Raw genomic sequence first — 26,991 nt, forward strand, 5'->3', positions numbered from 1 at the left:
GCCGGACTCCCTCAGTCCTCGTGACCGAGTTGGAGGTCCCGCTCCGTGCGGCCGCCGCCCGCGACCTGGAGGACGGTGGCGACCGGCGGGTAGCCCGCCGCGATGACGGTGTACTCGCCGGAGGACAGGTCGACGAAGCGGAAGGTGCCGTCCGCGCCGGTGGTCAGGGTGTCGACGACGTTGCCCGCCGCGTCGAGCAGGGTCACGCGCGCGTCCTCGACCGGGCGTCCGCCGCTGGCCCGCACGGTGCCGCGCAGCACGGCGCCGCCCGCGAGCTCCACGTCCTGGCGGGTCTCGCGCGATGCCTGCACGCTGACGGGGAGCGCGGCGGGGCGGAACGCGGGGGCGCTCGCCGCGAGCGTGTACTCGCCTGCCACCAACTCGGTGATGACGTAGCTGCCTTCGCGCCCGCTGCGGGTGGTGGCGACGACCTCGCCGCGGACGTCGGTGAGGGTGACGGCGGCGTCCCTGACGGGGGTGCCGTCGGCGGTCACCACGGTCCCGGCGAGGCGTCCCGCCCCGCCGAGGACGACGTCGAGCTCAACGGGCCGCTCGCCGACGGTGACGGTGACGGCCTGCGGCTGGTGTCCGCCGGCGGCCGCGATGAGGACGAAGGAGCCCGTGCCGGGCGTGGACAGCGCGTACCGGCCGTCCTCGCCGCTCGCGCCGCGCCCGATCTGCTGCCCGCCGACGTCGATGAGGGTGAGGGCCGCGCGGGGCACCACGGTGCCGTCGGGGTGCTGCACGGTGCCGCAGACCGGGACTCCGGCGGTGTACGACGCCGTACGGGCCTGGGGTACGGGCGTGGGCTCGGCGGCGGTCGCGTTGGGGGTGGCGGCGCTGGACAACAGGGGGGTCTCCTTGAGGAAGAAGGCGAGCAGCATGCCGAGGACGAGCACCGGCACCAGGTAGAGGAAGATCCGCGGCATCGCGTCGGCGTAGGCCTGGATGTAGCCGTCGCGCAGCGGTGCGGGCAGCGTGTGGACGAGCTGGGGGGTGATGGACTCGGCGTCGGGCAGGGACCGGCCCGCACCGGCGGGGATCCGGTCCCGCAGCGCGTCGGCGAGCCGGTCGGCGAAGAGCGTGCCGAAGATCGCGGCGCCGACGCTGCCGCCGATCTGCCGGAAGTAGTTGTTGGCGCTGGTGGCGGTGCCCAGGTCGGCGGGGCGCACGGCGTTCTGCACGGCGAGGACCAGGACCGGCATGACCAGGCCGATGCCCGCGCCGAGAACGGCCATCCAGATGCTGTACTGCAGCCGGGAGGTGTCGACTTCGAGCCGCGAGAGCAGCCACATGCCGACGACGGACAGGACGCCGCCGAGGATCGGGTAGATCTTGTAGCGCCCGGTGTGGCTGATGAGTTGCCCGGAGACGATCGAGGCGCCGACGATGCCGCCCATCATCGGCAGCATCAGGAGGCCGGACTCGGTGGCGCTTGCGCCGTCGACCATCTGGAGGAAGGTCGGCAGATAACTGGCCGCTCCGAAGAGAGCGATGCCGATGACCATGCCCACCAGAGAGGTGATGTTGAAGACCGGGTCACGGAAGAAGCGAAGCGGAATGATCGGTTCTGCGGCGAACTTCTCGGCGACGAGGAAGAGCACGCTCGCCACGACGGCCCCGGCGCCGAGCCCGAGGATCACGCGGTCGCCCCACTCGTACTCGGTACCGCCCCAACTGGTCAGCAGCACCAGGCAGGTGGAGGCGGCGGCGAGCAGGAGCGCGCCGAGCACGTCGAGCCGGGCCCTCGCGGTGGGCTTGGGCAGCTTCAGGACGAGCGTGACGACGAGGAGGGTGACCAGGCCGAAGGGCACGTTGAAGTAGAAGCACCAGCGCCAGGAGACGTGGTCGGTGAAGAAGCCGCCGAGCAGCGGTCCCGCGACCGAGGCGAGGCCGAACGCGGCGCCGATCAGGCCCATGTAGCGGCCGCGCTGCCGGGGCGGCACGATGTCCGCGATGATCGCCTGGACGCCGATCATCAGGCCGCCCGCACCGGCGCCCTGGAGCGCGCGGAAGGCGATGAGCTGGTCCATCGTCCGCGACCAGCCGGCGAGCGCCGAGCCGACGACGAAGACGACGATGGCGAACTGGAAGACGCCCTTGCGCCCGAAGAGGTCGCCGAGCTTGCCGTAGATGGGCAGGCCGACGGTGGAGGTGAGCAGGTAGGCGGTGATCGCCCAGGACATCTTGTCGAGGCCGTGCAGCTCGCCGACGATCTTCGGGAGCGCGGTGGCGACGATCATCTGCTCCAGCGCGGCGAGCAGCAGGGCGAGCATCAGGCCGACGAAGACCATCCGTACGCGGCTGGGGCTGAGGCCGTGGCCCGCCGGATCCGGGGGTGTCGGCGGCCCCTGTCCACCGCCCCGGTCGTCCTGCGCCGGGGGCGCGTCGCCTTCCGCGCGGTGCCGCTCGTCCCGGTCGAGCCCCCTGCTCCGCTCGTCCTGTTCGGCGACCTTCACCAGCGTCGTCCCGCCCACGTCCTGCTCCCCTCGTCGCGCCTGCGCCGCCCATTTCTCGCATTACGCGACAACAGCGAGCAAGCGCGACGAGTCGTCCTCGCGCGGGGCCCGGCGGGCGTAAGCGCCGGTAGGAGCCCTACGGCGTACAACGGAGCCGGACGGAAAACCACTCGAAACGGTGAGCGTGAGGGCAACCCTGATGGGTTACACGGGAGTTGGGGCGGGCGGGCGGCCGCGGCCGCCCGCCCGTCGCGGGTCCTACTTCTCGACCTCGGCGGCGAGATTGCCGAGCACGCTGTCGTAGATGCGTCCGAGGCCCTTGGGCGCGAACGTCTTCTCGAAGAAGCCGCCGATGCCGCCCGCGCCGTTCCACACGGTGGTGACGACCACGCGGGACTTGCCCTCGCCCGCGGGGGTCACCGTCCAGGTCGTGACCATGGAGGAGTTGCGGTCCTTCTCCACCAGCTCGCCCTCGGTGGGCTCGCTGACGTCGAGGAGGCAGTCGCGGATCCGCTTGCTGGTGGCCTGGAGCTTCCAGTGGACGAGGGTGCCCTGGCCGTCGCCGCCCTCGCGCACCTCGTACTCGCTGAAGTGCTCCGAAAGGAGCTTCTCGCGCGTGCCGTTGTAGTCGGCCAGGGCGTCGAAGACGTCGTCCGGCTTAGCCGTGATGATCCGCTCCGTGACCGCTTCGACCTGCGCCATTGCACTTCCTCCAGCATGTGTGTTCCTCGGGGCTTCACGGAAAGCCAACCACCCGGCGTACCGGCCCCCCAAATCGGGTCCCTGGTCGGCGGCTTGGTCAGCCCGGCAGGAGCCGGAGCGAGATCCACAGCGCGAGCGTGGACAGGACGAGGGCGGCGGGAGTGGTGAGGAGGCCGAGGCGGGTGAAGCGCCCGAGGTGCACGTGGTGGTCGTGCTGGTGGGCGATGCGGCGCCACAGGAGCGTGGCGAGGGAACCGGCGTAGGTGAGGTTGGGTCCGATGTTCACGCCGAGCAGGACGGCGAGGACGCCGCCGGGACCGGACGGCGCCGCCAGCGGGACTAGGGCGAGCACGGCCGGCAGGTTGTTGATCAGGTTGGCGAGCAGCGCGGCGACGGCGGCGGTCCCGAGCAGCGCGGGCAGCGCGGTGCCGTCCGGCAGGAACCGTCCCAGCGCGTCGCCGAGGCCGTTGTCGACGACGGCCCTGACGACGACGCCGAGGGCGAGGACGAAGGCCAGGAACGGCAGCGAGGCGGAGCGCAGGATCGCCACCGGTGTCGTACGACGGCGTACGAGCGACCGGACCGCGAGGACGGCCGCCCCGGCCGCGGCGGCCCAGGCGGGGTCGACGCCGACGGTGGAGGCCACCGCGAACCCGGCGAGCGTGACCGCGACGGTCACCAGGGCGAACAGCGGCATCTCCGGTGGCTCCGCGGCCTCGGCGCCCTGCGAGGGGGCGTCGAGGTCGGCGGCGAAGAACCGCCGGAAGACGGCGTACTCGACCGCGATGGCGACCAGCCAGGGCAACGTCATGAGCAGTGCGAACCGGGTGAAGCTCAGGCCGGTCGCGGCGAAGGCGAGGAGGTTCGTCAGGTTCGAGACCGGCAGCAGGAGGGACGCGGTGTTGGAGAGGTGGGCGCTGGCGTAGACGTGCGGCGCGGGCCGGGCGCCCATGCGCGCGGCGGTGGCGAAGACGACCGGGGTCAGCAGGACGACGGTGGCGTCCAGGCTCAGGGCCGCGGTGATCACCGAGGCGAGCGCGAAGACGGCGCCGAGCAGTCGGCGGGGGCGGCCCGCGGCCCGGCGCGCCATCCAGCTGCCGCAGGCGTGGAAGAGGCCCTCGTCGGCGCAGAGCTTGGCGAGGACGAGGACGCCCGCGAGGAAGCCGATCACCGGGCCGAGCCGTGCGGCCTCGTCCCCGACGTCGTCGAGCGGGATCGCCCCGGAGGCGACCACGAGACCGGCGGCGGGCACGGCGAAGGCGGCCTCCGGCCAGCGGAAGGGCCGGACGACGGCACAGATGAGGACCACGGCCAGGGCGGCGACGGACAGGGACTCGACGAGCATGCCTCCGATCATGCATCGCCCGCCGCCCGGTCCGGTCGCCGCCCTGCCCCGGGCCGCGCTACGGCAGCGTCGGTCCGGGGCCGCCGGTGCGGAAGCGGGCCACCGTCCCGTCGTCGCTCCAGCGGCGCAGGCCCGCCTTCTCCAGGACGCGGACGGAGGCCGGGTTGGACAGTTCGACGTCGGCGTGGACCGCGGTGACGCCCGGTACGGCGAGGGCGGCCGTCACGAGCGCGCGGGCGGCCTCGGGGGCGTAGCCGCGGCCGCGCCGCGAGGGCACCACGCCGTAGCCGAACTCCACGGCGCCCTCGCTCGGCGGCCAGAGCAGGCTGATGGAGCCGACCACCAGGCGGCTCTCCCGCTCGACGATCAGACGGTGGCCGTGCGCTCCCGGCACGTCGGGCTGTCCGGCGGCGAAGCCCGCGATGACGCGGTCGCCGTCGGCGGGGAAGTCCGCCGCCCAGTGGCCGAGCCGCTCGTCGCGGACGACGGCGGCGACATCGTCGAGGGACCAGTCCCGCAGCACGAGGCGCTCGGTGATCAGGTCCGTACCGGCGAAGGGCAGGGAGGGGGAAAGGGAGGGGGAAGAGGGGTGAGAAGACACGCGCACTCCAGGTCGTTCGGACGACCGGGCCGCTCGCGGTGGGCTCTGTCGCCTCAGAACCGCGGGGCCCGGACAAGGGCATGCTGATGCGGCGTCCGGCGGGCCATATTCATCAACCTCCCTGGTCGCGGTCCGGGTGGCGCGTGCGTCCGCGGGTGCGGGTGCGCGTCGCGCTCGCGCGTGACATGACCCTACCAAGCACGCCCCGCCGACCCTCTCGCATCGCCATCCGCCCGTCTCCGGATCCCGACGCGCACGATCAAGGGAACACATGTTCTATTCTGTGGCCAGTGCTACCGAGGAGGCGTCATGCGCTGGGAGAACCTCTCCGACGAGCCACGTCCGGGGACCGTCGACGCCGCGCTGTTCGGCGCGGACGCGGTGACCACGAGGACCTTCGACACCCCTGAGTTCAGGGGGATCACCTTTCACGAGGTCCGGGCCAGGTCGATCGTGAACCGCGTGCCGGGTGCGTCCCGCATGCCGTTCGAATGGACGGTCAACCCCTACCGGGGGTGCACGCACGCGTGCGTCTACTGTTTCGCGCGCAAGACCCACAGCTATCTGGACCTGGACACCGGCCTGGGATTCGACAGCCAGATCGTCGTCAAGGTCAACGCCGCCGAGCTGCTGCGGCGCCGGCTCGCCTCGCCGCGCTGGCACGGCGACCACATCGCCATGGGCACGAACGTGGACTGCTACCAGCGCGCGGAGGGCCGCTACCGGCTGATGCCGGGGATCATCGAGGCGCTGCGCGACCACGGGAACCCCTTCTCGATCCTGACGAAGGGCACGCTGATCCTGCGCGACCTCGAACTGCTCCGGCAGGCGGCCGCGGTGACGGACGTCGGGATCTCCGTGTCCGTGGGCTTCACCGACCAGGAGCTGTGGCGCACCGTCGAGCCGGGCACGCCCGCTCCGGAGCGGCGCCTCGACGTCGTCCGCACCCTGACCGAGAACGGCATCGGCTGCGGCGTCCTGATGGCGCCCGTCATCCCGTTCCTCGGCGACCATCCCGACCAGTTGCGCGCCACGGTGCGGGCGGTCGCCGCGTCCGGCGCGACCTCCGTGACCCCGCTGGTCCTGCATCTGCGGCCGGGCGCACGCGAATGGTTCATGGCCTGGCTCGGGCGCCACCACCCGCACCTGGTGCGGCGGTACGAACGGCTCTACGCGGAGGGGGCCTACGCCCCGAAGTGGTACCAGCGCCGCATCACCCGGCACGTGCACGAGCTGGCCGAGGAGTTCGGCATCGGCCCCACGCGCGCGAGAGCGGCCCGGCGGATACCCGTTCCCCAGGCAGCGGAGGCCGCGGCCGGCCCCACGCAGCTCACGCTGCTCTGAGGCACCGTGCCCCTTTCGGGTTATTTCGCGCCGGATCAGCCCCTTCCGGACGCGGTTTCCGGGAGCATGCGCAAGGTTCGCGGCCCGCCGGGCCCGAACCCATCGCTCTGGGAGGCCGGATGAAGAAGCGCACCGTCGTACTCTGCTCAGTCGCCGCCGTGGCGGCGGGAATGGTCACAGCGGTGCCACCCGCAACGGGCGCCCCGGCCACCTCGTACACCACCGCGGCCCCGGCCCCGGCGCCGTACACCCGCGCGCACACCCCGCTCCCGTGGAAGAAGTGCGCCACCAAGCACAGCCCGACGCTCCAGTGCGCCTCGCTGAAGGTCCCGCTCGACCACCAGGACCCGGGCGGCAGACAGCTCACCATCGCCCTCTCGCGCGTCCCGCACACCGCGAAGACCTCCCAGGGGCCGCTCCTGGTGAACCCCGGCGGGCCGGGCGGCAGCGGGCTGGGCATGGCGGGGTTCGTCGCCAGGAAGCTGCCGAAGAAGGTGGCGGCGCAGTACGACGTGATCGGCTTCGATCCCCGGGGCGTGGGCAAGAGCAAGCCCGCCCTCAACTGCCGCCCCGGACACTTCTCCCCCGTGCGCCCCGCCACCGTCCCCACCACGGCCGCCCTGGAGCACGCCAACCTCGACAGGGCGCGGCGGTTCGGACAGGCGTGCTCCGCGAAGTACGGGGACATCCTGCCGTTCATCGACACGGTGAGCGTGGTCCAGGACATGGACGCCATCCGCGCGGCCCTCGGCGCGGAGCGCGTCAACTACTACGCCTACTCGTACGGCACCTACCTGGGCGCCCTCTACGGAAAGCTCTATCCGCACCGGGTGCGTCGCATGGCCCTGGACTCCCTCGTCGACCCGACGGGCATCTGGTACGACGACAACCTCCGCCAGGACTACGCCTTCGACGCCCGACACAAGGCGTTCATGGCGTGGATCGCCCGGCACGACGCGGCGTACGGCCTGGGCAGGGACCCCGCCGCGGTCGAGGCCAAGTGGTACGCGATGCGGGACGCGGTCACCAAGAAGCCCGCGGGCAAGAAGGTGGGCGGCGCCGAGCTGGAGGACACCTTCATTCCCGGCGCCTACTCCAACGGCTACTGGCCGCCCCTGGCCGAGGCGTTCGCGGCGTACGCGAAGGGCCGGAAGACCGCACCGCTCGTCAAGGCGTACGAGAGGTTCGGCGCCGTGGACGCCGCGGGCGAGAACAGCTACAGCGTCTACACGGCCGTGCAGTGCCGGGACGCGCAGTGGCCGCGCGACTGGGGCACGTGGCGCGAGGACAACGACGCGGCGCACGAGAAGGCGCCGTTCACCACCTGGAACAACGCCTGGTACAACGCCCCGTGCGCGTTCTGGCCGACGCACCACCTGAGCGCGCCGGACACCGCCAACTCCGAACTGCCGCCGGTCCTGCTGTTCCAGGCGACCGAGGACCCCGCCACTCCCTACGACGGCGCCGTCGCCCTGCACGAGCAGCTGCGCGGCTCCCGTCTGGTGGTCGAGCGGGGCGGCGGCAACCACGGCGTCACCCTGAGCGGAAACGCCTGCCTGGACCGGCACTTGGCCGCGTACCTGGCCAACGGCGAGGTGCCGGAGGGCGACGGCGAGGTCGACGCGGTGTGCGACGCGCGGCCGGACCCGAAGCCCGCGAAGGCCGGGAAGGCCGGGAAGGGCATGTCGGGGACCGGGCGCGGAGCGTTGTCACACCCGTGGTTCACCATGGGGGCATGAGCCGACTGACCCACCTCCACGCACCCGAGGGCGTCGCCCCCGCCACCGCGTACACCCACGTCGTCATGGGCACGGGCCGCTTCGTGGCGATCTCCGGACAGCTGTCCCTGGACGAGGACGGCAAGCCGGTCGGCGTGGGCGACGCGGCGGCGCAGGCCCGGCAGGTCTTCGAGAACCTGCGGCGCTGCCTCGCGGCGGCGGGCGCGACCTTCGAGGACGTCGTGAAGCTGACGTACTTCGTGACGGACATGGCGCACATGTCGGCCGTCCGGGAGGCACGGGACGCCTTCCTGGACCCCCGGCGGCTCCCCGCGTCCTCGGCGGTGCAGGTGGGGGCGCTGGTCGGCCCCGAGTTCCTGATGGAGATAGAGGCGTTCGCGGTGGTGGCGGAGTAGCGGTGGTGAGTCCGGGCCCGCCGCCCCGCCCGTCCCCCTCCGGTCACTCCGGCAGCCGGGCCAGCGCCGCCGAGGCCGCGGCGGCGAGGCGGGGGTGGCCGCGCGCGGCCATCAGGACCGGGCGGGCCCGGCCGTCGCCCAGCGCGCCGAGGCCCTCCACGCACGCCAGGGCGATCTTGCCGTAGGGGTCGTGCGGGGCCAGTCTGCGCTGCAGCGTGGTGATCAGGGCGGGCGCCGACTCGGGGGCGCGCAGTTCGGTCAGCAGGCGCACGGGGTAGAGCGCGTAGGCGATCCGGAGCTCGTTCGTCGCGAGGGCGGCCGCCGCGCGCGCCGTGCGCGGGTCGCCAAGCCGCGCCAGGGCGTGGGCCGCGGCGGCGCACCGCGGCGGGTCCCGGTGGTTGAGGAGCAGGACGAGCGACTCGAAGGCCCTACGGTCCCCCGCGAGGCCGAGCCTGACCGCCACCAACTCCCGGGCCCACAGGGGCCGCCCGGGTGAGACGAGCACCTCGGCCAGCTCATCGACGTCTCCGGTGGCCACCAGCCTCTCGTACTCCCGCGATCCGCCCGCCTCGGCCCGTAAGCGTTCCGTCACCGTCCGCAACTCCACATCCATGGCGAGAGCCTAAGCCTTGCGGGTGGTCGCGATGTAGATCACAGACACCGGAGAACATCGCGGGCTGGCGCGCTCGTTACTCGCCGGTTAGTCTCATGTGAGCGGGGCACACTCCCCGTAGCAGTTCCTTTTCTCGCGGTGGCCTGGTGACGCAGCCACCGTGAGTGTCTGGTCGGTTCGGTACTTCAGGTACCTCAGTACGACGTGGCTCCGGGACAGAGCCGGTCGGCTTCTCACCGGGCGTGCCCTGCGCGCCGCCCGGACACGACACGCACCACTCCCCGCCCGCCGTACGGCAGTCGCCGTATCCGCGCGCGCCCCTCAGTCGTCACTCTCTTCCTGGAGTCCACGCATGGACACTCCCCTGAACACCGTCGCCGTCATCGGCCTTGGCACGATGGGCACCGGCATCACCGAGGTCCTGGCCCGTGCGGGCCGCGAGGTCATCGGCATCGACATCAGCCAGGCGGCGGCCACCCGCGCGGTCGAGTCCCTGGAGGCCTCCACCGCCCGCGCCGTGCGCCGGGAGCGCCTCACCGAGGAGGAGCGCCGCGGCATCCTCGCCCGCTTCCGCACCTTCACCGACCTGCGGGCCGCGGCCGACGCGGACCTGGTCGTCGAGGTCGTCCCGGAGTCGTACGAGATCAAGCAGCAGGTCGTCCGCGAGCTCGACACCGTCGTGCGCCCCGAGACGATCATCGCGACCGGCACCAACGCGCTGTCCGTGACGCGCCTTGCCGCCGAATCGGCGCGCCCCGAGCGGGTGTTGGGGCTGCACTTCTTCAACCCGGCCCCGGCCATGAAGCTCGTCGAGATCGTCTCGTCCGTGCTGACCGCGCCCGCCGCCGTCACCGCCGTCACCGAGCTCGCGTACGCCCTGGGCAAGGAGCCCGTCGCGGTCGGCGACCGGCCCGGCTTCGTCGCCGACGGGCTGCTCTTCGGCTACCTCAACCAGGCCGCCGCGATGTACGAGGCGAAGTACGCGTCCCGCGAGGACATCGACGCCGCGATGAAGCTGGGCTGCGGGCTGCCGATGGGCCCGCTCGCGCTGCTCGACCTGATCGGCGTGGACACCGCCCGCACCGTCCTCGACGCCATGTACGCGGAGTCGCACGACCGCCTGCACGCGCCCGCGCCGATCCTCAAGCAGCTCAGCGAGGCGGGGCTGACCGGGCGCAAGGCGGGCCGCGGCTTCTACACGTACGCCGCCCCCGGCAGCACGGAGGTGGTCCGCGACGCGCTGACGCCGCCGGCGGACGAGGTGCGCGGGCCGGGGCGCACGGTCCGCTCGGTGGGGGTGGCGGGCTCCGGGACGATGGCGTCCGGTATCGCGGAGGTCTTCGCCAAGGCCGGGTTCGACGTGGTCCTGGCCGCTCGCTCGCAGGAGAAGGCCGAGACGGCCAAGGCCCGGATCGGCACGTCCCTGCTGCGCTCCGTCGACAAGGGCAGGATGACGGCCGAGGCCGCGGCGCTGACGCTGGAGCGGATCACCCCGGCCGGGTCGTACGAGGCGTTCGCCGACGTCGATCTTGCCCTGGAGGCCGTCGCCGAGGACCTGGAGATCAAGCGGCAGCTCTTCGCGGCGCTCGACAAGATCTGCAAGCCGGGCGCCATCCTGGCCACCACGACGTCCTCGCTGCCGGTCGTCGCCTGCGCCCGCGCCACCTCGCGGCCGCGCGACGTGATCGGCATGCACTTCTTCAACCCGGCCCCGGCGATGAAGCTGGTCGAGGTGGTCCGCACGGTGGTGACCGCGGACGACGTGCACGCCACCGTCCGCGACGTCTGCGCGAAGATCCGCAAGCACCCGGTGGACTGCGGCGACCGCGCGGGCTTCATCGTGAACGCGCTGCTGTTCCCCTACCTCAACAACGCGATCAAGATGGTCGAGCAGCACTACGCGACGCTGGACGACATCGACGCCGCGATGAAGCTCGGCGGCGGCTACCCCATGGGCCCCTTCGAGCTCCTGGACGTCGTCGGCCTGGACGTCTCGCTGGCGATCGAGAAGGTCCTGCACAGCGAGTTCCGCGACCCGGGCCTGGCCCCGGCGCCGCTCCTGGAGCACCTGGTGGCCGCGGGCTGCCTCGGCCGCAAGACGGGTCGTGGCTTCCGCGAATATGCCCGGCGCTGAGCCGGCCGAGGGGCACCTGGCGGATCGGACGGACTGGGGCGGGCTGCTCGGGCCCTCGGGCAGCCCCGTCCCTCAGGAGCACCTCGCCGCGCACATGCAGTACGTTCATGGCATGTCCAAGGCCGCCAAGTCCTCACGCACCGCAAGCCCCGACGCTCCGGAGAGTGCCGCGGGCAGCCGGGCCGCCGCCCAACGGCTCAAGATGCGCCGGGAGCTGGCGGCCGCGGCCATGGAACTCTTCGCGTCCAAGGGGTACGAGGCGACCACCGTCGACGAGATCGCCGCGGCCGCGGGCGTCGCCCGGCGGACCTTCTTCCGGCACTTCCGCTCCAAGGAAGAGGCGATCTTCCCGGACCACGACGACACCCTGATCCGGGCGGAGGCGGTGCTCAACGCGGCGCCGCCGCACGAGCACCCGCTGGACACGGTGTGCCGGGGCATCAAGGAAGTCATGAAGATGTACGCGGCGTCTCCCGCGGTCTCCGTGGAGCGCTACCGCCTCACCCGCGAGGTCCCCACGCTCCGCGAGCGCGAGATCGCCTCGGTGGCCCGCTACGAGCGGCTGTTCACTCGTTATCTCCTGGGCCACTTCGACGAGCAGGCGCACCACGACGGCAACGACGACCCGCTGCTCGCCGAGGTCGCCGCCTCCGCCGTCGTCACCGCCCACAACCACGTCCTGCGGCGCTGGCTGCGGGCCGGTGGCCAGGGCGACGTGGAGACCCAGCTGGACCACGCCTTCGCGATCGTGCGCCGCACGTTCGGCAGCGGCATCGGCGCGGGCCGCGACACCCTGCCCGCCGCGGCCCCGGCGACGGCCTCGGCGCAGGGTGAGGTCCTGGTCACGGTGGCCCGCACGGACGCGCCTCTCGACGAGGTCATGCGGACCATCGAGAAGGCGCTGCGCGAGCATGCATAACGCTCTTCACGGGCCTTCTTAGTCGCCCATTTGCCCAGTTTTGCCCGTGCCTTTTCAGGGGGCGCTACCAGTCGGTAGCGCCCCCTTCGCCGTGCCCCCACCCCCTCTGACCTGCACTGATCGATCATCGGTCAAAAATTAATGGCACCCAGTGTCTTGCCCGTTGGCACGCGGTGCCATACGTTGATGGTGTCCGGGCGGCCGGCGTGCAGAGATCTCGCGTACGTCGGCTGTCCCCACAAGCCACGGCTCGTGCGCCCGGACGCCTGCGTCACAGGCACCTCCCACGCCCCACCAAGGCGTCGCCGAGCACCACCCTTCGCCGAACCGACGGCACACCCTCCACCGCAACTTCAGCACCCGACGCAACCCTCAAGAGCGTTCCCCTCGGACGCTTCTTCGCCGGAGGCAAAACCGTGAAGGAAATCCTGGACGCGATTCAGGCCCAGACCGCGACCGCGAGCGGCTCCGCCGCGGTCACGTCCGCCGACTTCGCCGCTCTCCCCCTGCCCGACTCGTACCGTGCGATCACCGTGCACAAGGACGAGGCGGAGATGTTCGCGGGCCTGGACACCCGCGACAAGGACCCCCGCAAGTCGCTCCACCTGGACGACGTGCCGATCCCCGAACTCGGCCCCGGTGAGGCCCTGGTGGCCGTCATGGCCTCCTCGGTCAACTACAACTCCGTGTGGACCTCGATCTTCGAGCCCGTGTCCACGTTCAGCTTCCTGGAGCGGTACGGCAGGCTCAGTGAGCTCACCAAGCGCCACGACCTGCCGCACCACATCATCGGCTCCGACCTGGCGGGCGTCGTGCTGCGCACCGGCCCCGGCGTGAACGCCTGGAACCCGGGCGACGAGGTCGTCGCGCACTGCCTCAGCGTCGAGCTGGAGTCCTCCGACGGACACAACGACACGATGCTCGACCCCGAGCAGCGCATCTGGGGCTTCGAGACCAACTTCGGCGGCCTCGCCGAGATCGCGCTCGTCAAGTCCAACCAGCTGATGCCGAAGCCGGGCCACCTGAGCTGGGAGGAGGCCGCCTCTCCCGGCCTGGTCAACTCCACCGCGTACCGCCAGCTCGTCTCGCGCAACGGCGCCGGCATGAAGCAGGGCGACAACGTGCTCATCTGGGGCGCGAGCGGCGGACTCGGCAGCTACGCCACGCAGTTCGCGCTCGCGGGCGGCGCCAATCCGATCTGTGTCGTCTCCAGCCCCCAGAAGGCCGAGATCTGCCGGGCGATGGGCGCCGACGCGATCATCGACCGCAACGCCGAGGGGTACAAGTTCTGGAAGGACGAGCAGACCCAGGACCCCAAGGAGTGGAAGCGCTTCGGCAAGCGCATCCGCGAGCTCACCGGCGGCGAGGACATCGACATCGTCTTCGAGCACCCCGGCCGCGAGACCTTCGGCGCCTCGGTCTACGTCACCCGCAAGGGCGGCACCATCACCACCTGCGCCTCGACCTCGGGCTACATGCACGAGTACGACAACCGCTACCTGTGGATGTCCCTCAAGCGCATCATCGGCTCGCACTTCGCCAACTACCGCGAGGCGTGGGAGGCCAACCGCCTGATCGCCAAGGGCAAGATCCACCCCACGCTCTCCAAGACGTACCGCCTGGAGGACACCGGCCAAGCGGCCTACGACGTCCACCGCAACCTCCACCAGGGCAAGGTCGGCGTGCTCGCCCTCGCGCCCGAAGAGGGCCTGGGCGTGCGCGACCCCGAGATGCGCGCCAAGCACATCGACGCGATCAACCGCTTCCGCAACGTCTGAACCCACTGAGGAGCAGCGGAACATGACAGAGCGCCAGAAGGACCGGCCGTGGCTGATGCGGACCTACGCCGGTCACTCCACGGCGGAGGCGTCCAACGAGCTGTACCGGCGCAACCTCGCCAAGGGGCAGACGGGACTCTCGGTCGCCTTCGACCTGCCCACGCAGACCGGCTACGACCCCGACCACATCCTCGCCCGCGGCGAGGTGGGCCGGGTCGGCGTACCGGTCTCGCACCTCGGTGACATGCGGCGGCTGTTCCAGGACATCCCCCTGGAGCAGATGAACACCTCGATGACGATCAACGCCACCGCCATGTGGCTCCTGGCGCTCTACCAGGTGGTCGCCGAGGAGCAGGGTGCGGACATCACCCAGCTCCAGGGGACGACGCAGAACGACATCGTCAAGGAGTACCTCTCGCGCGGGACGCACGTCTTCCCGCCGGGTCCTTCGCTGCGTCTGACCACCGACATGATCACGTACACGGTGGCCCACATCCCCAAGTGGAACCCCATCAACATCTGCAGCTACCACCTCCAGGAGGCGGGGGCCACACCGGTCCAGGAGATCGCGTACGCGATGTCCACCGCCGTCGCGGTTCTCGATGCCGTACGCGACTCGGGGCAGGTCCCCGAGGAGAAGTTCGGGGACGTCGTGGCCCGCATCTCCTTCTTCGTGAACGCGGGTGTCCGCTTCATCGAGGAGATGTGCAAGATGCGGGCGTTCGGGCGGATCTGGGATCAGGTCACGCGCGAGCGGTACGGCATCGAGAACCCGAAACACCGCCGGTTCCGCTACGGCGTGCAGGTCAACTCGCTGGGCCTGACCGAGGCCCAGCCGGAGAACAACGTCCAGCGCATCGTCCTGGAGATGCTGGCCGTCACCCTCTCCAAGGACGCACGCGCGCGTGCCGTGCAGCTGCCCGCCTGGAACGAGGCCCTCGGCCTGCCCCGGCCCTGGGACCAGCAGTGGTCGCTGCGCATCCAGCAGGTCCTCGCGCACGAGAGCGACCTCCTGGAGTACGAGGACATCTTCGCGGGCTCGCACGTCATCGAGGCCAAGGTGGAGTCGCTCGTCGAGGACTCCCTCGCCGAGATGGACCGGATCGAGAAGATGGGCGGCGCGATGGCCGCCGTCGAGTCCGGCTACCTCAAGTCGCAGCTCGTCTCCTCGCACGCCGAGCGCAGGGCCCGCATCGAGTCCGGCGAAGAGAAGATCATCGGCGTGAACTCCTACGAGTCCACCGAGCCGAACCCGCTCACCGCCGACCTGGACGCGGCGATCATGACGGTCGACCCGGCGGTCGAGGCCCGCGTCGTCAGCGCCCTCGCGCACTGGCGCGACAACCGCTACCAGCCGCCGTTCAACCACCCGCGCCCCTGCAAGGCCCTGGAGCGGCTCAAGGAGGTGGCCGCCGGCACGGGCAACCTCATGGAGGCCACTCTGGAGTGCGCACGCGCCGGTGTGACGACCGGTGAGTGGTCGGGGGCCCTGCGGGAGGTCTTCGGGGAGTTCCGGGCGCCCACGGGCGTCTCCAGCGCTCCGGTGGCGGTCGCCGCGGAGGAGGGCTCGCCGCTCGCCCTGGTCCGCGAGAAGGTCGCGCGGACGGCCGAGGACCTCGGCGGCGGCAGGCTCCGCTTCCTGGTCGGCAAGCCCGGCCTCGACGGGCACTCCAACGGAGCCGAGCAGATCGCCGTGCGCGCCAGGGACGCCGGCTTCGAGGTCGTCTACCAGGGCATCCGCCTCACGCCCGAGCAGATCGTCGACGCGGCCCTCGCCGAGGACGTGCACGCGGTGGGCCTGTCGATCCTCTCGGGCTCGCACGCGGAGCTCGTGCCCGACGTCCTCGTGCGGCTCCGGGAGGCCGGTGCGCCCGACATTCCCGTCATCGCCGGCGGCATCATCCCCAACAGCGACGCCGAGGATCTGAAGGCGGCGGGAGTGGCCGCCGTGTTCACCCCCAAGGACTTCGGCATCACCGAGATCATCGGCCGTATCGTCGACGAGATCCGGAAAGCGAACAAGCTCGACCCTCTGGAGGTCCCCGCATGACCCACCCCGTGAACCGTCTGCGTCCGCGCCGCTCCTGTCTCGCGGTCCCGGGTTCGAACCCGCGCTTCCTGGAGAAGGCCCAGGGACTCCCTGCCGACCAGGTCTTCCTGGACCTGGAGGACGCCTGCGCGCCGCTCGCCAAGCCCGAGGCCCGGCACACCATCGTGAAGTTCCTGAACGAGGGCGACTGGACGGGCAAGACGCGGGTCGTGCGCGTCAACGACTGGACGACCGAGTGGACGTACCGCGACGTCGTCACGGTCGTCGAGGGCGCCGGCCAGAACCTCGACTGCATCATGCTGCCGAAGGTCCAGACCGCCGACCAGATCGTCGCCCTCGACCTCCTCCTGACCCAGATCGAGAAGACGATGGGCTTCGAGGTCGGCAAGATCGGCATCGAGGCGCAGATCGAGAACGCGCAGGGCCTCAACAACGTCAACGCGATCGCGGAGGCCTCCCCGCGCGTCGAGACGATCATCTTCGGCCCGGCCGACTTCATGGCGTCGATCAACATGAAGTCCCTGGTCGTCGGCGAGCAGCCGCCCGGCTACCCGGCGGACGCCTACCACTTCATCCTGATGAAGATCCTGATGGCGGCCCGCGCCAACAACCTCCAGGCGATCGACGGCCCCTACCTCCAGATCAAGAACGTCGACGGCTACCGCGAGGTCGCCAACCGCGCCGCCGCGCTCGGCTTCGACGGCAAGTGGGTCCTGCACCCCGGCCAGGTCGAGGCCGCCAACGAGGTGTTCTCGCCCTCCCAGGAGGACTTCGACCACGCCGAACTCATCCTGGACGCGTACGAGTACTGCACGTCCGAGGCGGGCGGCAAGAAGGGCTCGGCGATGCTCGGCGACGAGATGATCGACGAGGCGAGCCGGAAGATGGCGCTGGTCATCTCCGGGAAGGGCCGTGCGGCGGGCATGCAGCGCACGTCCAAGTTCGAGGCCCCGGAGGCGTAAGACACATGCAGTTCGGCCGCACCTACGAAGAGTTCGAAGTCGGCGCCGTGTACAAGCACTGGCCCGGAAAGACGGTCACCGAGTACGACGACCACCTCTTCTGCCTGCTCACCATGAACCACCACCCGCTCCACATGGACACCAACTACGCGGAGCGGACGACGGACTTCGGGAAGAACGTCGTCGTGGGCAACTACATCTACTCGCTGCTGCTCGGCATGTCCGTCCCGGACGTCTCGGGCAAGGCGATCGCCAACCTGGAGGTCGAGTCGCTCAAGCACGTGGCGCCGACCTTCCACGGCGACACCATCTACGGCGAGACGACGGTCCTGGACAAGACCCCCTCGAAGTCCAAGTCGGACCGCGGGATCGTGCACGTGGAGACCAAGGGCTACAAGCAGGACGGCACGCTGGTCTGCGTGTTCCGCCGCAAGGTGATGGTGCCCACCGAGACGTACATCAAGGAGCGCGGCGGCGAACAGCCCGGCCGGCCGGAGCTGCGGGACGCCCCGAAGAAGACACAGAAGACGCAGGAGAAGTAGCCATGAGCCGACTCGCGCAGACCGCCGGTCTCACCGACATCCAGCAGGAGATCCTGTCCACCGTCCGGGACTTCGTCGACAAGGAGATCATTCCGGTCGCCACGGAGCTGGAGCACCGTGACGAGTACCCGCAGCGCATCGTCGACGGCCTCAAGGAACTGGGCCTCTTCGGGCTCATGATCCCGGAGGAGTACGGCGGTCTGGGCGAGTCGTTGCTCACGTACGCGCTGTGCGTCGAGGAGATAGCGCGTGGCTGGATGTCGGTCTCCGGCATCATCAACACCCACTTCATCGTCGCCTACATGCTCAAGCAGCACGGCACGCAGGAGCAGAAGGAGACCTTCCTGCCGCGGATGGCGGCCGGCGAGGTGCGCGGCGCGTTCTCGATGTCGGAGCCGGGGCTCGGCTCGGACGTGTCGGCGATCACGTCCAAGGGCGTCAGGGACGGCGACGAGTACGTCCTCAACGGTCAGAAGATGTGGCTCACCAACGGCGGGACGTCGACTCTGGTGGCCGTCCTGTGCCGGAGTGACGAAGGACACCCCGAGGGCACGGCGCCGCACAAGTCGATGACGACGTTCCTTGTCGAGAAAGAGCCCGGCTTCGGAGAGGTCCGGCCCGGCCTCACCATCCCCGGCAAGATCGACAAGATGGGTTACAAGGGCGTCGACACGACCGAACTCATCATGGACGGCCTGCGAATTCCGGCCAATCGTGTGCTCGGCGGGACCACCGGCCGAGGTTTTTACCAAATGATGGACGGCGTCGAGGTCGGCCGCGTCAATGTCGCGGCCCGTGGCTGCGGTGTCGCTCAGCGTGCATTTGAGCTGGGTGTCTCGTATGCCCAACAACGCCACACTTTCGGCAAGGCGATCGCCCAGCACCAGGCGATCCAGTTCAAGCTGGCCGAGATGGCTACCAAGGTCGAGGCCGCCCATGCGATGATGGTGAATGCAGCGCGCAAAAAGGACTCGGGGGAACGAAACGACCTCGAAGCAGGGATGGCGAAGTACCTCGCCTCCGAGTACTGCAAGGAAGTCGTGGAGGATGCGTTCCGGATTCACGGCGGTTACGGCTTTTCGAAGGAGTACGAGATCGAGCGCCTGTACCGGGAGGCTCCGATGCTGCTCATCGGTGAAGGTACCGCCGAGATCCAGAAAATGATCATTGGCCGACGTCTACTCGAAGAGTATCGATTCCAGGGCTAGATGCCCGTTTTGGTCGGTTTTCGCCGAGAAGAAGATCACACCCTGTCAACACTCTTCGGCCGCCGACTCGGCTTCCTGGCTTGCCCAGTTGTGGCTCGCAACCGATAGCATCCGGAAAAAGCCGCCGTCCCCCGTTCACTGCGCGGCATCATCCGCTACGAAGGTCATCCATGCCCCACAGCCAAACCTCTGCACCACGCGACGGCATTCTTCAGGGACGCCTTGCTCGCGGAGCATCGCCGTGGCTCCTGCCGACCGTCGCAACCGCGGCACTCAGTCTCGCCCGCGCGCGTCGCTCCAAGGGCGCCGCGGCCGTCGCCGTACCCGCCACCGCTCTGGCGGCGGGCATGCTGTGGTTCTTCCGCGACCCCGAGCGCGAGATCGCTCAGGGCCGGGTCATCTCCCCCGCCGACGGCGTGGTGCAGAGCATCATGCCGTGGAAGGACGGGCGTACCCGCGTCGCCATCTTCATGAGCCCGCTGAACGTCCACGTCAACCGTGCGCCCCTCGCGGGCACCGTGACGTCCGTGGAGCACATCCCCGGCGGGTTCGTCCCGGCGTTCAACAAGGAGAGCGAGAACAACGAACGTGTTGTCTGGCACTTCGACACCGAGCTCGGCGACATCGAGATGATCCAGATCGCGGGCGCTGTCGCACGGCGCATCGTGCCGTACGTGCCGCAGGGCTCGAAGGTGGAGCAGGGCGAGCGGATCGGTCTGATCCGCTTCGGCTCGCGCGTCGACATCTACCTCCCCGAGGGTGTCGAGGTGGACGTCGAGGTCGGTCAGAAGACCGTGGCTGGGGTGACTCGCATTGACCGTGGTTGATCCGGAAACACAAGCGGGCTGGGTGCCCGAGGCGGTGGAGGACGAGGCCGACGAGGAGATGCCTCTCTCACTCCGCCTCTCGATAGCGGACACCCTCACGCTCGGTAACGCCACGTGCGGGTTCATGGCGGTGTACTTCACCACCACGGGCATCCTCATCCCGCACCTCCAGGGCAGCAACGAGAGCGGCATGGCGCGGCACTCCGCCGCGACCGCCGTGATCCTCATGCTCTGCGCGGCCGTCTTCGACCTCTTCGACGGGCTCGTGGCCCGCAAGCTGCGGTCCTCGCCGATGGGCGCGGAGCTGGACAACCTGTCGGACCTGATCAGCTTCGGTCTGGCCCCGGCGTACTTCGTCCTCGTCTACGGCATGGTCGCCGACGACGCCCACCAGCGGGTGGCGGCGGTCGGTGCGATCGTCGTGCTGCTTGCGGTGGTGCTGAGGCTTGCGCGGTTCAGTTGCGTGACCGTGAAGGACGGCACCTTCCAGGGCATGCCGTCGCCCTTCGGAGCGCTCACGGTCGTCTCGATCGTGCTTCTGGAGCTGCCCTTCGTGGCGACGCTCCTCGCGATCATCGGCACGGCCTGGCTCATGGTCAGCCGCGTCGAGTACCCGAAGCCGCGGGGCCCCCTCGCGGTGGCCATGCTCGCGTGGATCGTCTCGGCCATGGGTCTCCTCGCGGCCTGGGCCTTCGAGGCCCCGGGCGGCCAGCTGCTCCTGCAGACCGGCTGCGCGCTCCAGCTCGTCCTCGGCGCGGTGATTCCCCTCTTCGCCACGGCTCGACGGGTGAACAACTTCCGCGACAACCGTCGTGAGGCGCGGGCTACTCAGTTGCCGTAGTGGCTTGCTTGTTCCGTACGTAGCACCGGGGGCCTGAACCGTTTGGTTCAGGCCCCCTTTGCTTGCCGTCCATCGCCCTTCGGGCTCGTCCTCAATCGCCGGACGGGCTGAAATCCTGCGCCGCGTCCGCCGCGCTCGGCCGCCGGACCACCTTCATGCCGCCCGTGGCCTTCTTGTCCGGTTGGAGGATGACGCTCTCCTTCGACGAGGGGGTCTTCGGGTCGCTGAAGTTCTGGGGGACGCCGAAACCCGCGTCGAAGGCGTCGAGCGTCAGGAGGGCCTTACCGACGCCCTCGCGTGTGAGGTCCTTCTCCTTGCACGCCGCCTTCAGGGCCTCGCCGAAGACGGACGCCGCCGTCCAGCCCGCTACGACGCCGTTGTCGAGGGAGTCCTTCGGGTGGGCCTTCCGGTAGTCGGCGACGAGCTTCTTCGCCTCCGGCGTGTCCGCGCCGATGGGGAGCGTGGGTGAGGCCACGTAGTAGTTCTTCGTCAGGGCGGGGCCCGACTGGGTGGCGAGGAGCTGGGGGGCGAACGCCGAGTTGTTGCCGATGACCGGGACGTCGAAGCGGCCCGCCGCGGCGACGCCGGCCAGGGACGCGGCCTGGCGGGGGCCCGCGCTGATCACGACGGCCTTGACGCCCGCCTTCTTCAGGGCGGACACCTGGGCGGTCATGTCGTTGTCGGTGGGCTTGATCTTCTGCTCGACGACCGTGAGCCCGGCCTCCGCGGCCATGTGCTTGGAGCCCTTGAGGGCGCTCTCCCCGTAGTCGCCCTCGAAGTAGACGTGGCCCAGCTTGTCGCCCTTCTCGAGCCCCTTCTCCTTCATCAGGAAGTCGATCGCGTTGATCGTCTCCAGGTCGTACGTGGAGCCGATCACGCGCACGTACGGGCTGCCGAGCAGGTTCGCCGACCAGGCCTGCGGCAGGACGAGGCCCTTGTTCTGGGCCACGCGCTGCTTGACTGCCGCGACGAACGGGGAGCCGATGAACTGGGCGAAGCCGAGGACCTTCGGCTCCAGCTCGGTGTAGGCGGCGACGGCCTTCTGCGGGTCGTAGCCGTGGTCGCGGACGGTGAGCTTCAGCTTGCGGCCGCAGATGCCGCCGTCCGCGTTGGCCTGGTCCACGTAGAGCTGCTGGGCTTGGGTGACGCTCTTGCCGAGGGTGGCGTAGACGCCGGTCATGTCGGTGAGCACGCCGAGATCGATGCTCTTGTCCGTCACGCCGACGCCGGTCTTCACCCCTCCCGCGCTCTCGCCGCCGCCGTCGTCGTCCTTCGCCTTCGAGCTGCACGCGGTGAGCGCGAGCAGCGCGGCGAGAGCGGTGCCGGCCGCCGTGGCCCTGGTCAGTGTGTTCATGCTTCCTCCCCTGGAGTGCCTGGACTTGTCGTGCCGCGCCGGGCGGCGAGCCTCACCAGGCCGCCGGGCAGGAAGAGCACCACCGCCACGACGGCGGCGCCGTACAGATACCGGGACGCCTCGCCCGGTGAGATCCCGCCGGTGCCGGGCGCGGAGACGAGGGGCAGCGCGTCGCTGTACCGGCTGAGCAGCTGGGGCAGCAGGGAGACGAGGGCGGCGCCCGCCACCGCCCCGGCCACCGAGCCCAGGCCGCCGATGACGATCATCGCGAGGTACTCCAGGGAGAGCGTCATGCCGAAGTAGTCGGGCACGGTGCGCTGGAAGACCAGGGCGAGCAGCACCCCGGCGAGGCCCGCGTACATCGACGACAGGACGAAGACCCCGGCGCGGTAGCGGGCCACCGGTACGCCGATCACGCCCGCGGCGACCTTGTGGTCCCTGATCGCGTTCATGGCGCGGCCGGGGCGGCCCCGCAGCACCCCGCGGGCGAACAGCCCGCAGCCCAGGAGCAGCACGAGGCCCGCGTACCAGAGCTTCTCGGCGGAGCCGAACGGCACGGCGGCGACCACGACCTCGTGCTCGTCGAAGGTGAGGCCGAAGAGGTCCAGGGGCGGCACGTCACGCCCGTTGGAGCCGCCCGTCAGATCGTGCGCGTTGAAGAGCACGTGCTGGCCGATGAAGATCAGCGCGAGCGTCGCGATGCCGAGGTAGGCGCCGTGCAGGCGGCCCGCGATGGGGCTGAAGAGGCCGCCCGCGAGCCCGGCGACGGCCACCGCGAGGGCCGCTGCGAGCCAGCTGGGCAGGCCGAGCCCGGTCAGGCCGTCGTCCCCGTCTCCGGCGAGGGCGCAGTACCCGTAGGCCCCGACGGCGAGGAAGAAGGCGTGCCCCATGGAGAGCTGGCCCGTGGCGCCGGTGAGGAGGTTGATGCCGATCGCGCCGATGGCGGCGGCCATCGCGAAGAGGCCCGCCTGGAGCCAGAAGCGGTCGAGGTAGAACGGCAGGGCGAGGAGCAGGACGGCTCCGGCCGCCCACAGGTACGTACGACGGCTCGTGACCAGGGCGTGGCCGGGGAAGCGTGCGGCCCGGGTGCGGGGGTCAGACACGGGCGAGCTCCTTCGTGCCGAAGAGCCCCGCGGGCCGGATCAGCAGGATCGCGGTCATGACGAGGTAGGGCGCGAGGTCGCCGAGGCCCCGCCCCAGGAAGGTCAGGTCGCTCTGGTAGCCGGTGGCCAGGGACTCCGTCACGCCCACCACGAGTCCGCCGACGAGGGCGCCGGTGGTGGAGTCGAGGCCGCCGAGGATCGCGGCGGGGAACGCCTTCAGGGCGGCCAGGGACGTGGTGCGTTCCAGGCCGGGTGTCGGGAAGACGGTGAGGAACAGCGCGGCCACGGCGGCGAGCGCGCCGGCCACCGCCCACGCCCCGAGCGAGACCCTGCCGAGCCGTACGCCCATCAGCGCGGCGGTCTCGGGGCTCTCGGCGGCCGCCCGGGTCGCCACGCCCCACGAGGTGTAGCGGAAGGCGAGCAGGAAGACGGTGATGAGGAGGGCGGCCGCGACGAACGCCGCGATACGGGTGTGGGCGAGGGAGACGGAGCCGACGGTGAGCACGTCGTCGCCCCAGGGGTCGCCGAGCGGCAGGACGTCCGTGCCGAGGCGGCGGGTGAGTTCGGTGGTGAGCAGGATGTCGACGCCGATGGTGACGATGGCGAGGACGCTGTGGTCGTGGCCTCGGTAGCGGCGCATGACGAGGAACTCGACGGCGGCCCCGACCACCGCCGCGCCCGCGATACCGACGAGCAGCGCGGGCCAGAAGCCGAGGTCGTCGTGGAGCGACGCGGTGATGTAGCCACCCGCGAGGAGCAGCGAGGCGTGCGCGAAGTTCACCACTTCGGTGGCGCGGAAGATGACGACGAAGCCGAGGGCGATGAGGGCGTAGACGGAGCCCAACGAGACGCCGTTGAGCAGGAGTTCGGTGAACGTGGTCACGATGCGTCCTCACCCAGGTAGGCGCGGACGACCGCGGGGTCGCGCTGGACCTCCGCGGGCGGGCCGTCGGCGATCCGGCGTCCGAAGTCGAGTACGGTCACCGCGTCCGCGAGCCGCATCACCACCCCCATGTCGTGTTCCACCAGGACGATCGAGATGCCGAGGCTGTCGCGGACGCCCGCGATGACGGCCGCGGTGCGGCGCCGTTCGTCGGCGGTCATGCCGGCGACGGGCTCGTCCAGGAGCAGCAGCCGCGGCTCCATGCACAGGGCGCGGGCGAGCTCGGCGAGTTTCTGCTGGCCGTAGGGCAGGGAGCCCGCGGGCAGGTCGAGTTGGCGTTCCAGGCCGACGAACGCGGCGATCTCGCGGACGCGTTCGCGGTGGCGGCGCTCCTCGCGGGCGGCGGAGGGGAGCCGCAGTCCGGCGGCCACGAATCCGGCGCGGGTGAGCCGGTGGCGGCCGAGCAGCAGGCTGTCGGCGACGGTGGCGCGCGGCGGCAGGGCCAGGTTCTGGAAGATCCGGGCGACCCCGAGGTCCGCGATGCGGTGCGGGCGCAGGCCGGTGAGCTCGTGGGCGCCGAAGCGGACGCTGCCGCCCGTGGCGCGGTAGACGCCGGACAGGACGTTGAAGCAGGTGGACTTGCCCGCGCCGTTGGGTCCGATGACGGCGTGCACGGTGCCGGGGCGGACGGTGAAGCTGACGGCGTCGAGGGCGGTGAGCCCGGCGAAGCGGACGGTCACGTCGCGCACTTCGAGGGGCGGCACGGGCGGGCGGTCGTCCTGCGTGGCCACGGCGGCGGAGCCCCTCATGGCGTGGCCTCCCACCGCGCGAGGACGGGCAGTGCGCCGAGGCCCCGGGAGGCGTCGGCCGCCGCGTCCTCGTCGACCACGCCGAGGTAGCGACGGCGCACCTCGTCGGAGGCGGCGAGCTGGTCCGCGGGGCCGCGGAGGGCGACCTCGCCGACGTCGAGGACGTACGCCGTGGAGGCGAGCCGCAGCGCGAGGGCGGCGTTCTGCTCGACGAGGAGCACCGAGGTGCCCTGCGCGTTGATCTCGCGGACGGTGTCGGCGATGCGGGCGGCCATCAGCGGGGCGAGGCCCAGGGAGGGTTCGTCCAGGAGGAGCAGGCGCGGGGACGCCATCAGCGCCCGGCCCACCGCGAGCATCTGCTGCTCGCCGCCGGAGAGGAGTCCGGCACGCTGCGCGCCGCGCTCGGCCAGGACCGGGAAGAGGTCGTGCACGCGCCGCAGGGCCCGCGCCTTGGCCGCGCGCGAGCCGGTGGAGCCGAGCGCCCCGGCCCGCAGGTTGTCGGTGACCGTCATCCGAGCGAACACCCGTCTTCCCTCCGGGACTTGGGAGATCCCGGCGGCCACCACCCGGTCCGGCGCGAGGGAGTCCGTGCGGCGCCCGTCGAAGCGGATGTCGCCCGAGGTGAGCGCTCCGCCGTGGAAGGAGAGGGTGCGCGAGATCGCGCGCAGCAGGGTCGACTTGCCCGCGCCGTTGCCGCCGAGCACGGCCACGACCGCCCCTTCGGGCAGTTCGAGCGAGACCCGGCGCAGGGCCCGCACCGGACCGTAGCCGACCGACACGTCGCGCACGACGAGCCCCTCGCCCCGCGCGCCGGATCCAGCCTTGCCGACGCCTCCCCCATCGAACCCGCCCACGTATCGACTCCCTTGTCCCGCACGGCTGTTCCGCACGGCCCGTCCGCCGTCGCGTGGCGCTCACCCCAGCATCGCCGGACCGGCCCGTCCACGGGCCGCGGACGAAACGCTGCGGGGGACCAGCGGCGGCGCCCCGCCGTTGTGCACGCGCACAACAGCGCGTGTCAGGGGCCTGCCGGAGCGGGCGGAGCAGTGGCATCCTCCGCAGCAACGCCGATCAGGGAACGCCCCGCGCGCGGCGACGGAGGGGACGATGACCGGGCCCACGCACACCCGAAGGCCTCGTACCGGGCACGACTGGAAGCTCCTCAAGGAGGCGTGCACCGCCCTCCTGCCGCGCCTGCCCGAACTGGTCGACGAGCATCTGCGCCAGCTCGGCGAGCACTCGCCGGTGTACGGGCGGGTCCTGGCGTACGACGTGCAGTGGCGGGAGGCGGAAGAGGCCATGCGGATCGGCATCGAGGCGATCTCGGCGCCGCGGGCCTCGCCGCGCCGTGACCTGGAGTACGCGGAGGAGGCGGGCCGGCGCCGTGCCCAACAGGGCCTGCCGCTCGACCTGTTGGTCCACTCGTACCGCAACGCGGGCTATCTGGTCTGGGACTCGCTCCTGGAGGGCACGGCGGGCAAGGACCCCGAGAAGCTCGCGGTCCTGATGCGGTCGGCGACGATGGTGTGGTCGGCGGTGGACGCCCAGGCCGCGGTGGCGTCCGACGCGTACCGCGCGACGGAGCTGGAGCTACGGCGGCGCACGGACGAGCAGTTGCAGGCGCTGCTCGACGCGCTCCTTGAGGGCCGGTCGGCGCCGGGCCTCGCGGCGCGCGCGGCGGCCGGCCTCGACCTGCCCGAACACGGCCCGTACGCGGTGGTGGTGCTGCGCGTGGAGCGGCGCGACGGGCGGGAGGCGTTCCACCGGCAGATACAGCGGGCCGGGTTCCGTTTCATCTGGCGGATGCGGACGGACTGCGAGGTCGGCGTGGTCGCGCTGGGCGGGGCGGAGGCGGGCGGCGCGGGCACGGGTGCGGGCGGCGGTGCGGAGACCGGCCTCGACGAGCTGGCCGGGCTGCTCGACGGGCGCTGTCCGGGACCCGGCGGGATCAGCCCCGTGGTCGGGGGCCTCGCGGAGCTCGGTCACGCCCGGCGGCTCGCGGAGCTCGCGCTGCGCACCTGTCCGCCGGACGCGACCGGCATCGTACGGCTCGACCGGCGGATGCCGACGGCCCTGGTGGTGAGCCAGCCGGAGCTGGCGGGGCACTTGGTGGCCGATGTGCTCGGCGAGGTCCTGGCGCTCGAACCCGCGGACCGGGCCGTGCTGTTGGAGACGCTGGACGCGTGGCTGGCCTGCGAGGGTTCGGCGGGCCGGGCGGCGGGGCGGCTCTACTGCCACCGCAACACGGTCTTCAACCGGCTGCGCCGCCTGGAGCAGTTGACCTCGCGTTCGCTGGCGCGGCCGCGGGACCTGGTGGAGGTGGCGCTCGCGGTGGAGGCGCACCGGCTGGCCCCGCGGGCCCGCCCGGCGTGAACCGGGCGGG

23 protein-coding genes are annotated in these 26,991 nt (G+C 71.1%); 13 read left to right on the forward strand and 10 right to left on the reverse strand.

The annotated features are described in order from the left end of the window. Positions 1 to 11 precede the first annotated feature (11 nt). The 4 genes from ACZ69I_RS26355 to ACZ69I_RS26370 form a co-directional block, all read right to left on the reverse strand. Positions 12 to 2,477 (reverse strand): MFS transporter, encoded by a 2,466-nt coding sequence (locus tag ACZ69I_RS26355; RefSeq protein WP_467673774.1) that lies wholly within the window; start codon positions 2,475 to 2,477, stop codon positions 12 to 14. Positions 2,478 to 2,717: 240 nt separating this feature from the next. Continuing rightward, on the reverse strand, positions 2,718 to 3,161 hold the full coding sequence (locus ACZ69I_RS26360) for an SRPBCC family protein (RefSeq protein WP_467673776.1): 444 nt from the start codon (positions 3,159 to 3,161) through the stop codon (positions 2,718 to 2,720). 97 nt (positions 3,162 to 3,258) lie between these two features. Beyond that, a complete protein-coding gene (locus ACZ69I_RS26365) occupies positions 3,259 to 4,506 on the reverse strand; it encodes an SLC13 family permease (RefSeq protein WP_470835037.1) in 1,248 nt (415 codons plus the stop codon). A gap of 58 nt (positions 4,507 to 4,564) precedes the next feature. After that, positions 4,565 to 5,107, reverse strand: coding sequence for a GNAT family N-acetyltransferase (locus tag ACZ69I_RS26370; protein WP_470835038.1), 543 nt, complete (start codon positions 5,105 to 5,107; stop codon positions 4,565 to 4,567). 309 nt (positions 5,108 to 5,416) lie between these two features. Between ACZ69I_RS26370 and ACZ69I_RS26375 the strand changes: the two genes are divergently transcribed. The 3 genes from ACZ69I_RS26375 (at position 5,417) to ACZ69I_RS26385 (ending at position 8,585) form a co-directional block, all read left to right on the forward strand. Continuing rightward, positions 5,417 to 6,451 (forward strand): Rv2578c family radical SAM protein, encoded by a 1,035-nt coding sequence (locus ACZ69I_RS26375; protein ID WP_470835040.1) that lies wholly within the window; start codon positions 5,417 to 5,419, stop codon positions 6,449 to 6,451. A gap of 119 nt (positions 6,452 to 6,570) precedes the next feature. Then, positions 6,571 to 8,190, forward strand: a complete 1,620-nt coding sequence (locus tag ACZ69I_RS26380; protein WP_470835042.1) for an alpha/beta hydrolase — start codon at positions 6,571 to 6,573, stop codon at positions 8,188 to 8,190. Beyond that, positions 8,187 to 8,585: a RidA family protein gene (locus tag ACZ69I_RS26385; protein WP_467673786.1), complete on the forward strand. Its 399-nt coding sequence runs from the start codon at positions 8,187 to 8,189 to the stop codon at positions 8,583 to 8,585. The genes ACZ69I_RS26380 and ACZ69I_RS26385 overlap by 4 nt, the downstream gene beginning before the upstream one ends. Before the next feature lie 43 nt (positions 8,586 to 8,628). Here the strand turns inward: ACZ69I_RS26385 and ACZ69I_RS26390 are convergent, their stop codons facing one another. Further along, positions 8,629 to 9,198, reverse strand: coding sequence for an adenylosuccinate lyase (locus ACZ69I_RS26390; RefSeq protein WP_470835044.1), 570 nt, complete (start codon positions 9,196 to 9,198; stop codon positions 8,629 to 8,631). 352 nt (positions 9,199 to 9,550) lie between these two features. On the opposite strand from ACZ69I_RS26390, the gene ACZ69I_RS26395 reads away from it, so the two are divergent. The 9 genes from ACZ69I_RS26395 (at position 9,551) to pssA (ending at position 20,459) form a co-directional block, all read left to right on the forward strand. Next, positions 9,551 to 11,332: a 3-hydroxyacyl-CoA dehydrogenase family protein gene (locus ACZ69I_RS26395; RefSeq protein ID WP_470835046.1), complete on the forward strand. Its 1,782-nt coding sequence runs from the start codon at positions 9,551 to 9,553 to the stop codon at positions 11,330 to 11,332. 112 nt (positions 11,333 to 11,444) lie between these two features. Beyond that, complete coding sequence (locus ACZ69I_RS26400; RefSeq protein ID WP_470835048.1) at positions 11,445 to 12,251, forward strand: TetR family transcriptional regulator; 807 nt, start codon at positions 11,445 to 11,447, stop codon at positions 12,249 to 12,251. A gap of 416 nt (positions 12,252 to 12,667) precedes the next feature. Continuing rightward, positions 12,668 to 14,029 carry a crotonyl-CoA carboxylase/reductase gene (gene ccrA, locus ACZ69I_RS26405; protein WP_467673792.1) on the forward strand — a complete coding sequence of 454 codons (1,362 nt, stop codon included), beginning with the start codon at positions 12,668 to 12,670 and terminating at the stop codon, positions 14,027 to 14,029. Between the two features lie 22 nt (positions 14,030 to 14,051). Then, positions 14,052 to 16,079 (forward strand): protein meaA, encoded by a 2,028-nt coding sequence (locus tag ACZ69I_RS26410; protein WP_467673794.1) that lies wholly within the window; start codon positions 14,052 to 14,054, stop codon positions 16,077 to 16,079. Next, on the forward strand, positions 16,076 to 17,041 hold the full coding sequence (locus tag ACZ69I_RS26415) for an HpcH/HpaI aldolase/citrate lyase family protein (RefSeq protein WP_470835050.1): 966 nt from the start codon (positions 16,076 to 16,078) through the stop codon (positions 17,039 to 17,041). The genes ACZ69I_RS26410 and ACZ69I_RS26415 overlap by 4 nt, the downstream gene beginning before the upstream one ends. 5 nt (positions 17,042 to 17,046) lie before the next feature. Continuing rightward, positions 17,047 to 17,583, forward strand: a complete 537-nt coding sequence (locus ACZ69I_RS26420) for a MaoC family dehydratase (protein ID WP_467673798.1) — start codon at positions 17,047 to 17,049, stop codon at positions 17,581 to 17,583. A 2-nt stretch (positions 17,584 to 17,585) separates the two neighbouring features. Beyond that, positions 17,586 to 18,791, forward strand: a complete 1,206-nt coding sequence (locus ACZ69I_RS26425) for an acyl-CoA dehydrogenase family protein (RefSeq protein WP_467673800.1) — start codon at positions 17,586 to 17,588, stop codon at positions 18,789 to 18,791. Between the two features lie 170 nt (positions 18,792 to 18,961). Next, complete coding sequence (locus tag ACZ69I_RS26430) at positions 18,962 to 19,618, forward strand: phosphatidylserine decarboxylase (protein ID WP_055555195.1); 657 nt, start codon at positions 18,962 to 18,964, stop codon at positions 19,616 to 19,618. Then, complete coding sequence (pssA, locus tag ACZ69I_RS26435; protein WP_361731473.1) at positions 19,605 to 20,459, forward strand: CDP-diacylglycerol--serine O-phosphatidyltransferase; 855 nt, start codon at positions 19,605 to 19,607, stop codon at positions 20,457 to 20,459. The genes ACZ69I_RS26430 and pssA overlap by 14 nt, the downstream gene beginning before the upstream one ends. Before the next feature lie 91 nt (positions 20,460 to 20,550). On the opposite strand, the gene ACZ69I_RS26440 is transcribed toward pssA, so the two are convergent. Genes ACZ69I_RS26440 through ACZ69I_RS26460 form a run of 5 tightly spaced genes read right to left on the reverse strand, consistent with a single transcriptional unit; the run spans position 20,551 to position 25,396 of the window. Next, a complete protein-coding gene (locus ACZ69I_RS26440; RefSeq protein ID WP_470835052.1) occupies positions 20,551 to 21,813 on the reverse strand; it encodes an ABC transporter substrate-binding protein in 1,263 nt (420 codons plus the stop codon). Further along, complete coding sequence (locus tag ACZ69I_RS26445; protein ID WP_470835054.1) at positions 21,810 to 22,916, reverse strand: branched-chain amino acid ABC transporter permease; 1,107 nt, start codon at positions 22,914 to 22,916, stop codon at positions 21,810 to 21,812. The genes ACZ69I_RS26440 and ACZ69I_RS26445 overlap by 4 nt, the downstream gene beginning before the upstream one ends. Next, positions 22,909 to 23,799 carry a branched-chain amino acid ABC transporter permease gene (locus ACZ69I_RS26450; RefSeq protein ID WP_470835056.1) on the reverse strand — a complete coding sequence of 297 codons (891 nt, stop codon included), beginning with the start codon at positions 23,797 to 23,799 and terminating at the stop codon, positions 22,909 to 22,911. Before ACZ69I_RS26450 ends, ACZ69I_RS26445 begins: the two co-directional genes overlap by 8 nt. Next, positions 23,796 to 24,608, reverse strand: coding sequence for an ABC transporter ATP-binding protein (locus ACZ69I_RS26455; RefSeq protein WP_470835058.1), 813 nt, complete (start codon positions 24,606 to 24,608; stop codon positions 23,796 to 23,798). The genes ACZ69I_RS26450 and ACZ69I_RS26455 overlap by 4 nt, the downstream gene beginning before the upstream one ends. After that, the gene (locus ACZ69I_RS26460) at positions 24,605 to 25,396 is read right to left on the reverse strand and encodes an ABC transporter ATP-binding protein (RefSeq protein ID WP_470835101.1); all 792 of its coding nucleotides are present in this window, start codon (positions 25,394 to 25,396) and stop codon (positions 24,605 to 24,607) included. Before ACZ69I_RS26460 ends, ACZ69I_RS26455 begins: the two co-directional genes overlap by 4 nt. 319 nt (positions 25,397 to 25,715) lie before the next feature. On the opposite strand from ACZ69I_RS26460, the gene ACZ69I_RS26465 reads away from it, so the two are divergent. Beyond that, complete coding sequence (locus tag ACZ69I_RS26465; RefSeq protein WP_470835059.1) at positions 25,716 to 26,981, forward strand: PucR family transcriptional regulator; 1,266 nt, start codon at positions 25,716 to 25,718, stop codon at positions 26,979 to 26,981. Positions 26,982 to 26,991: the final 10 nt, after the last annotated feature.

It is taken from the genome of Streptomyces sp. NPDC036815, from assembly GCF_055609205.1.

What these genes read in the sequence shown, in the direction of transcription:
- ACZ69I_RS26360 (WP_467673776.1), bottom strand. Translation starts at nt 3,161, where the DNA reads ATGGCGCAGGTCGAAGCGGTCACGGAGCGGATCATCACGGCTAAGCCG.
- ACZ69I_RS26365 (WP_470835037.1), bottom strand. Translation starts at nt 4,506, where the DNA reads ATGCTCGTCGAGTCCCTGTCCGTCGCCGCCCTGGCCGTGGTCCTCATC.
- ACZ69I_RS26375 (WP_470835040.1), top strand. Translation starts at nt 5,417, where the DNA reads ATGCGCTGGGAGAACCTCTCCGACGAGCCACGTCCGGGGACCGTCGAC.
- ACZ69I_RS26380 (WP_470835042.1), top strand. Translation starts at nt 6,571, where the DNA reads ATGAAGAAGCGCACCGTCGTACTCTGCTCAGTCGCCGCCGTGGCGGCG.
- ACZ69I_RS26385 (WP_467673786.1), top strand. Translation starts at nt 8,187, where the DNA reads ATGAGCCGACTGACCCACCTCCACGCACCCGAGGGCGTCGCCCCCGCC.
- ACZ69I_RS26390 (WP_470835044.1), bottom strand. Translation starts at nt 9,198, where the DNA reads ATGGATGTGGAGTTGCGGACGGTGACGGAACGCTTACGGGCCGAGGCG.
- ACZ69I_RS26395 (WP_470835046.1), top strand. Translation starts at nt 9,551, where the DNA reads ATGGACACTCCCCTGAACACCGTCGCCGTCATCGGCCTTGGCACGATG.
- ACZ69I_RS26400 (WP_470835048.1), top strand. Translation starts at nt 11,445, where the DNA reads ATGTCCAAGGCCGCCAAGTCCTCACGCACCGCAAGCCCCGACGCTCCG.
- ACZ69I_RS26410 (WP_467673794.1), top strand. Translation starts at nt 14,052, where the DNA reads ATGACAGAGCGCCAGAAGGACCGGCCGTGGCTGATGCGGACCTACGCC.
- ACZ69I_RS26415 (WP_470835050.1), top strand. Translation starts at nt 16,076, where the DNA reads ATGACCCACCCCGTGAACCGTCTGCGTCCGCGCCGCTCCTGTCTCGCG.
- ACZ69I_RS26420 (WP_467673798.1), top strand. Translation starts at nt 17,047, where the DNA reads ATGCAGTTCGGCCGCACCTACGAAGAGTTCGAAGTCGGCGCCGTGTAC.
- ACZ69I_RS26425 (WP_467673800.1), top strand. Translation starts at nt 17,586, where the DNA reads ATGAGCCGACTCGCGCAGACCGCCGGTCTCACCGACATCCAGCAGGAG.
- ACZ69I_RS26430 (WP_055555195.1), top strand. Translation starts at nt 18,962, where the DNA reads ATGCCCCACAGCCAAACCTCTGCACCACGCGACGGCATTCTTCAGGGA.
- ACZ69I_RS26440 (WP_470835052.1), bottom strand. Translation starts at nt 21,813, where the DNA reads ATGAACACACTGACCAGGGCCACGGCGGCCGGCACCGCTCTCGCCGCG.
- ACZ69I_RS26455 (WP_470835058.1), bottom strand. Translation starts at nt 24,608, where the DNA reads ATGAGGGGCTCCGCCGCCGTGGCCACGCAGGACGACCGCCCGCCCGTG.
- ACZ69I_RS26465 (WP_470835059.1), top strand. Translation starts at nt 25,716, where the DNA reads ATGACCGGGCCCACGCACACCCGAAGGCCTCGTACCGGGCACGACTGG.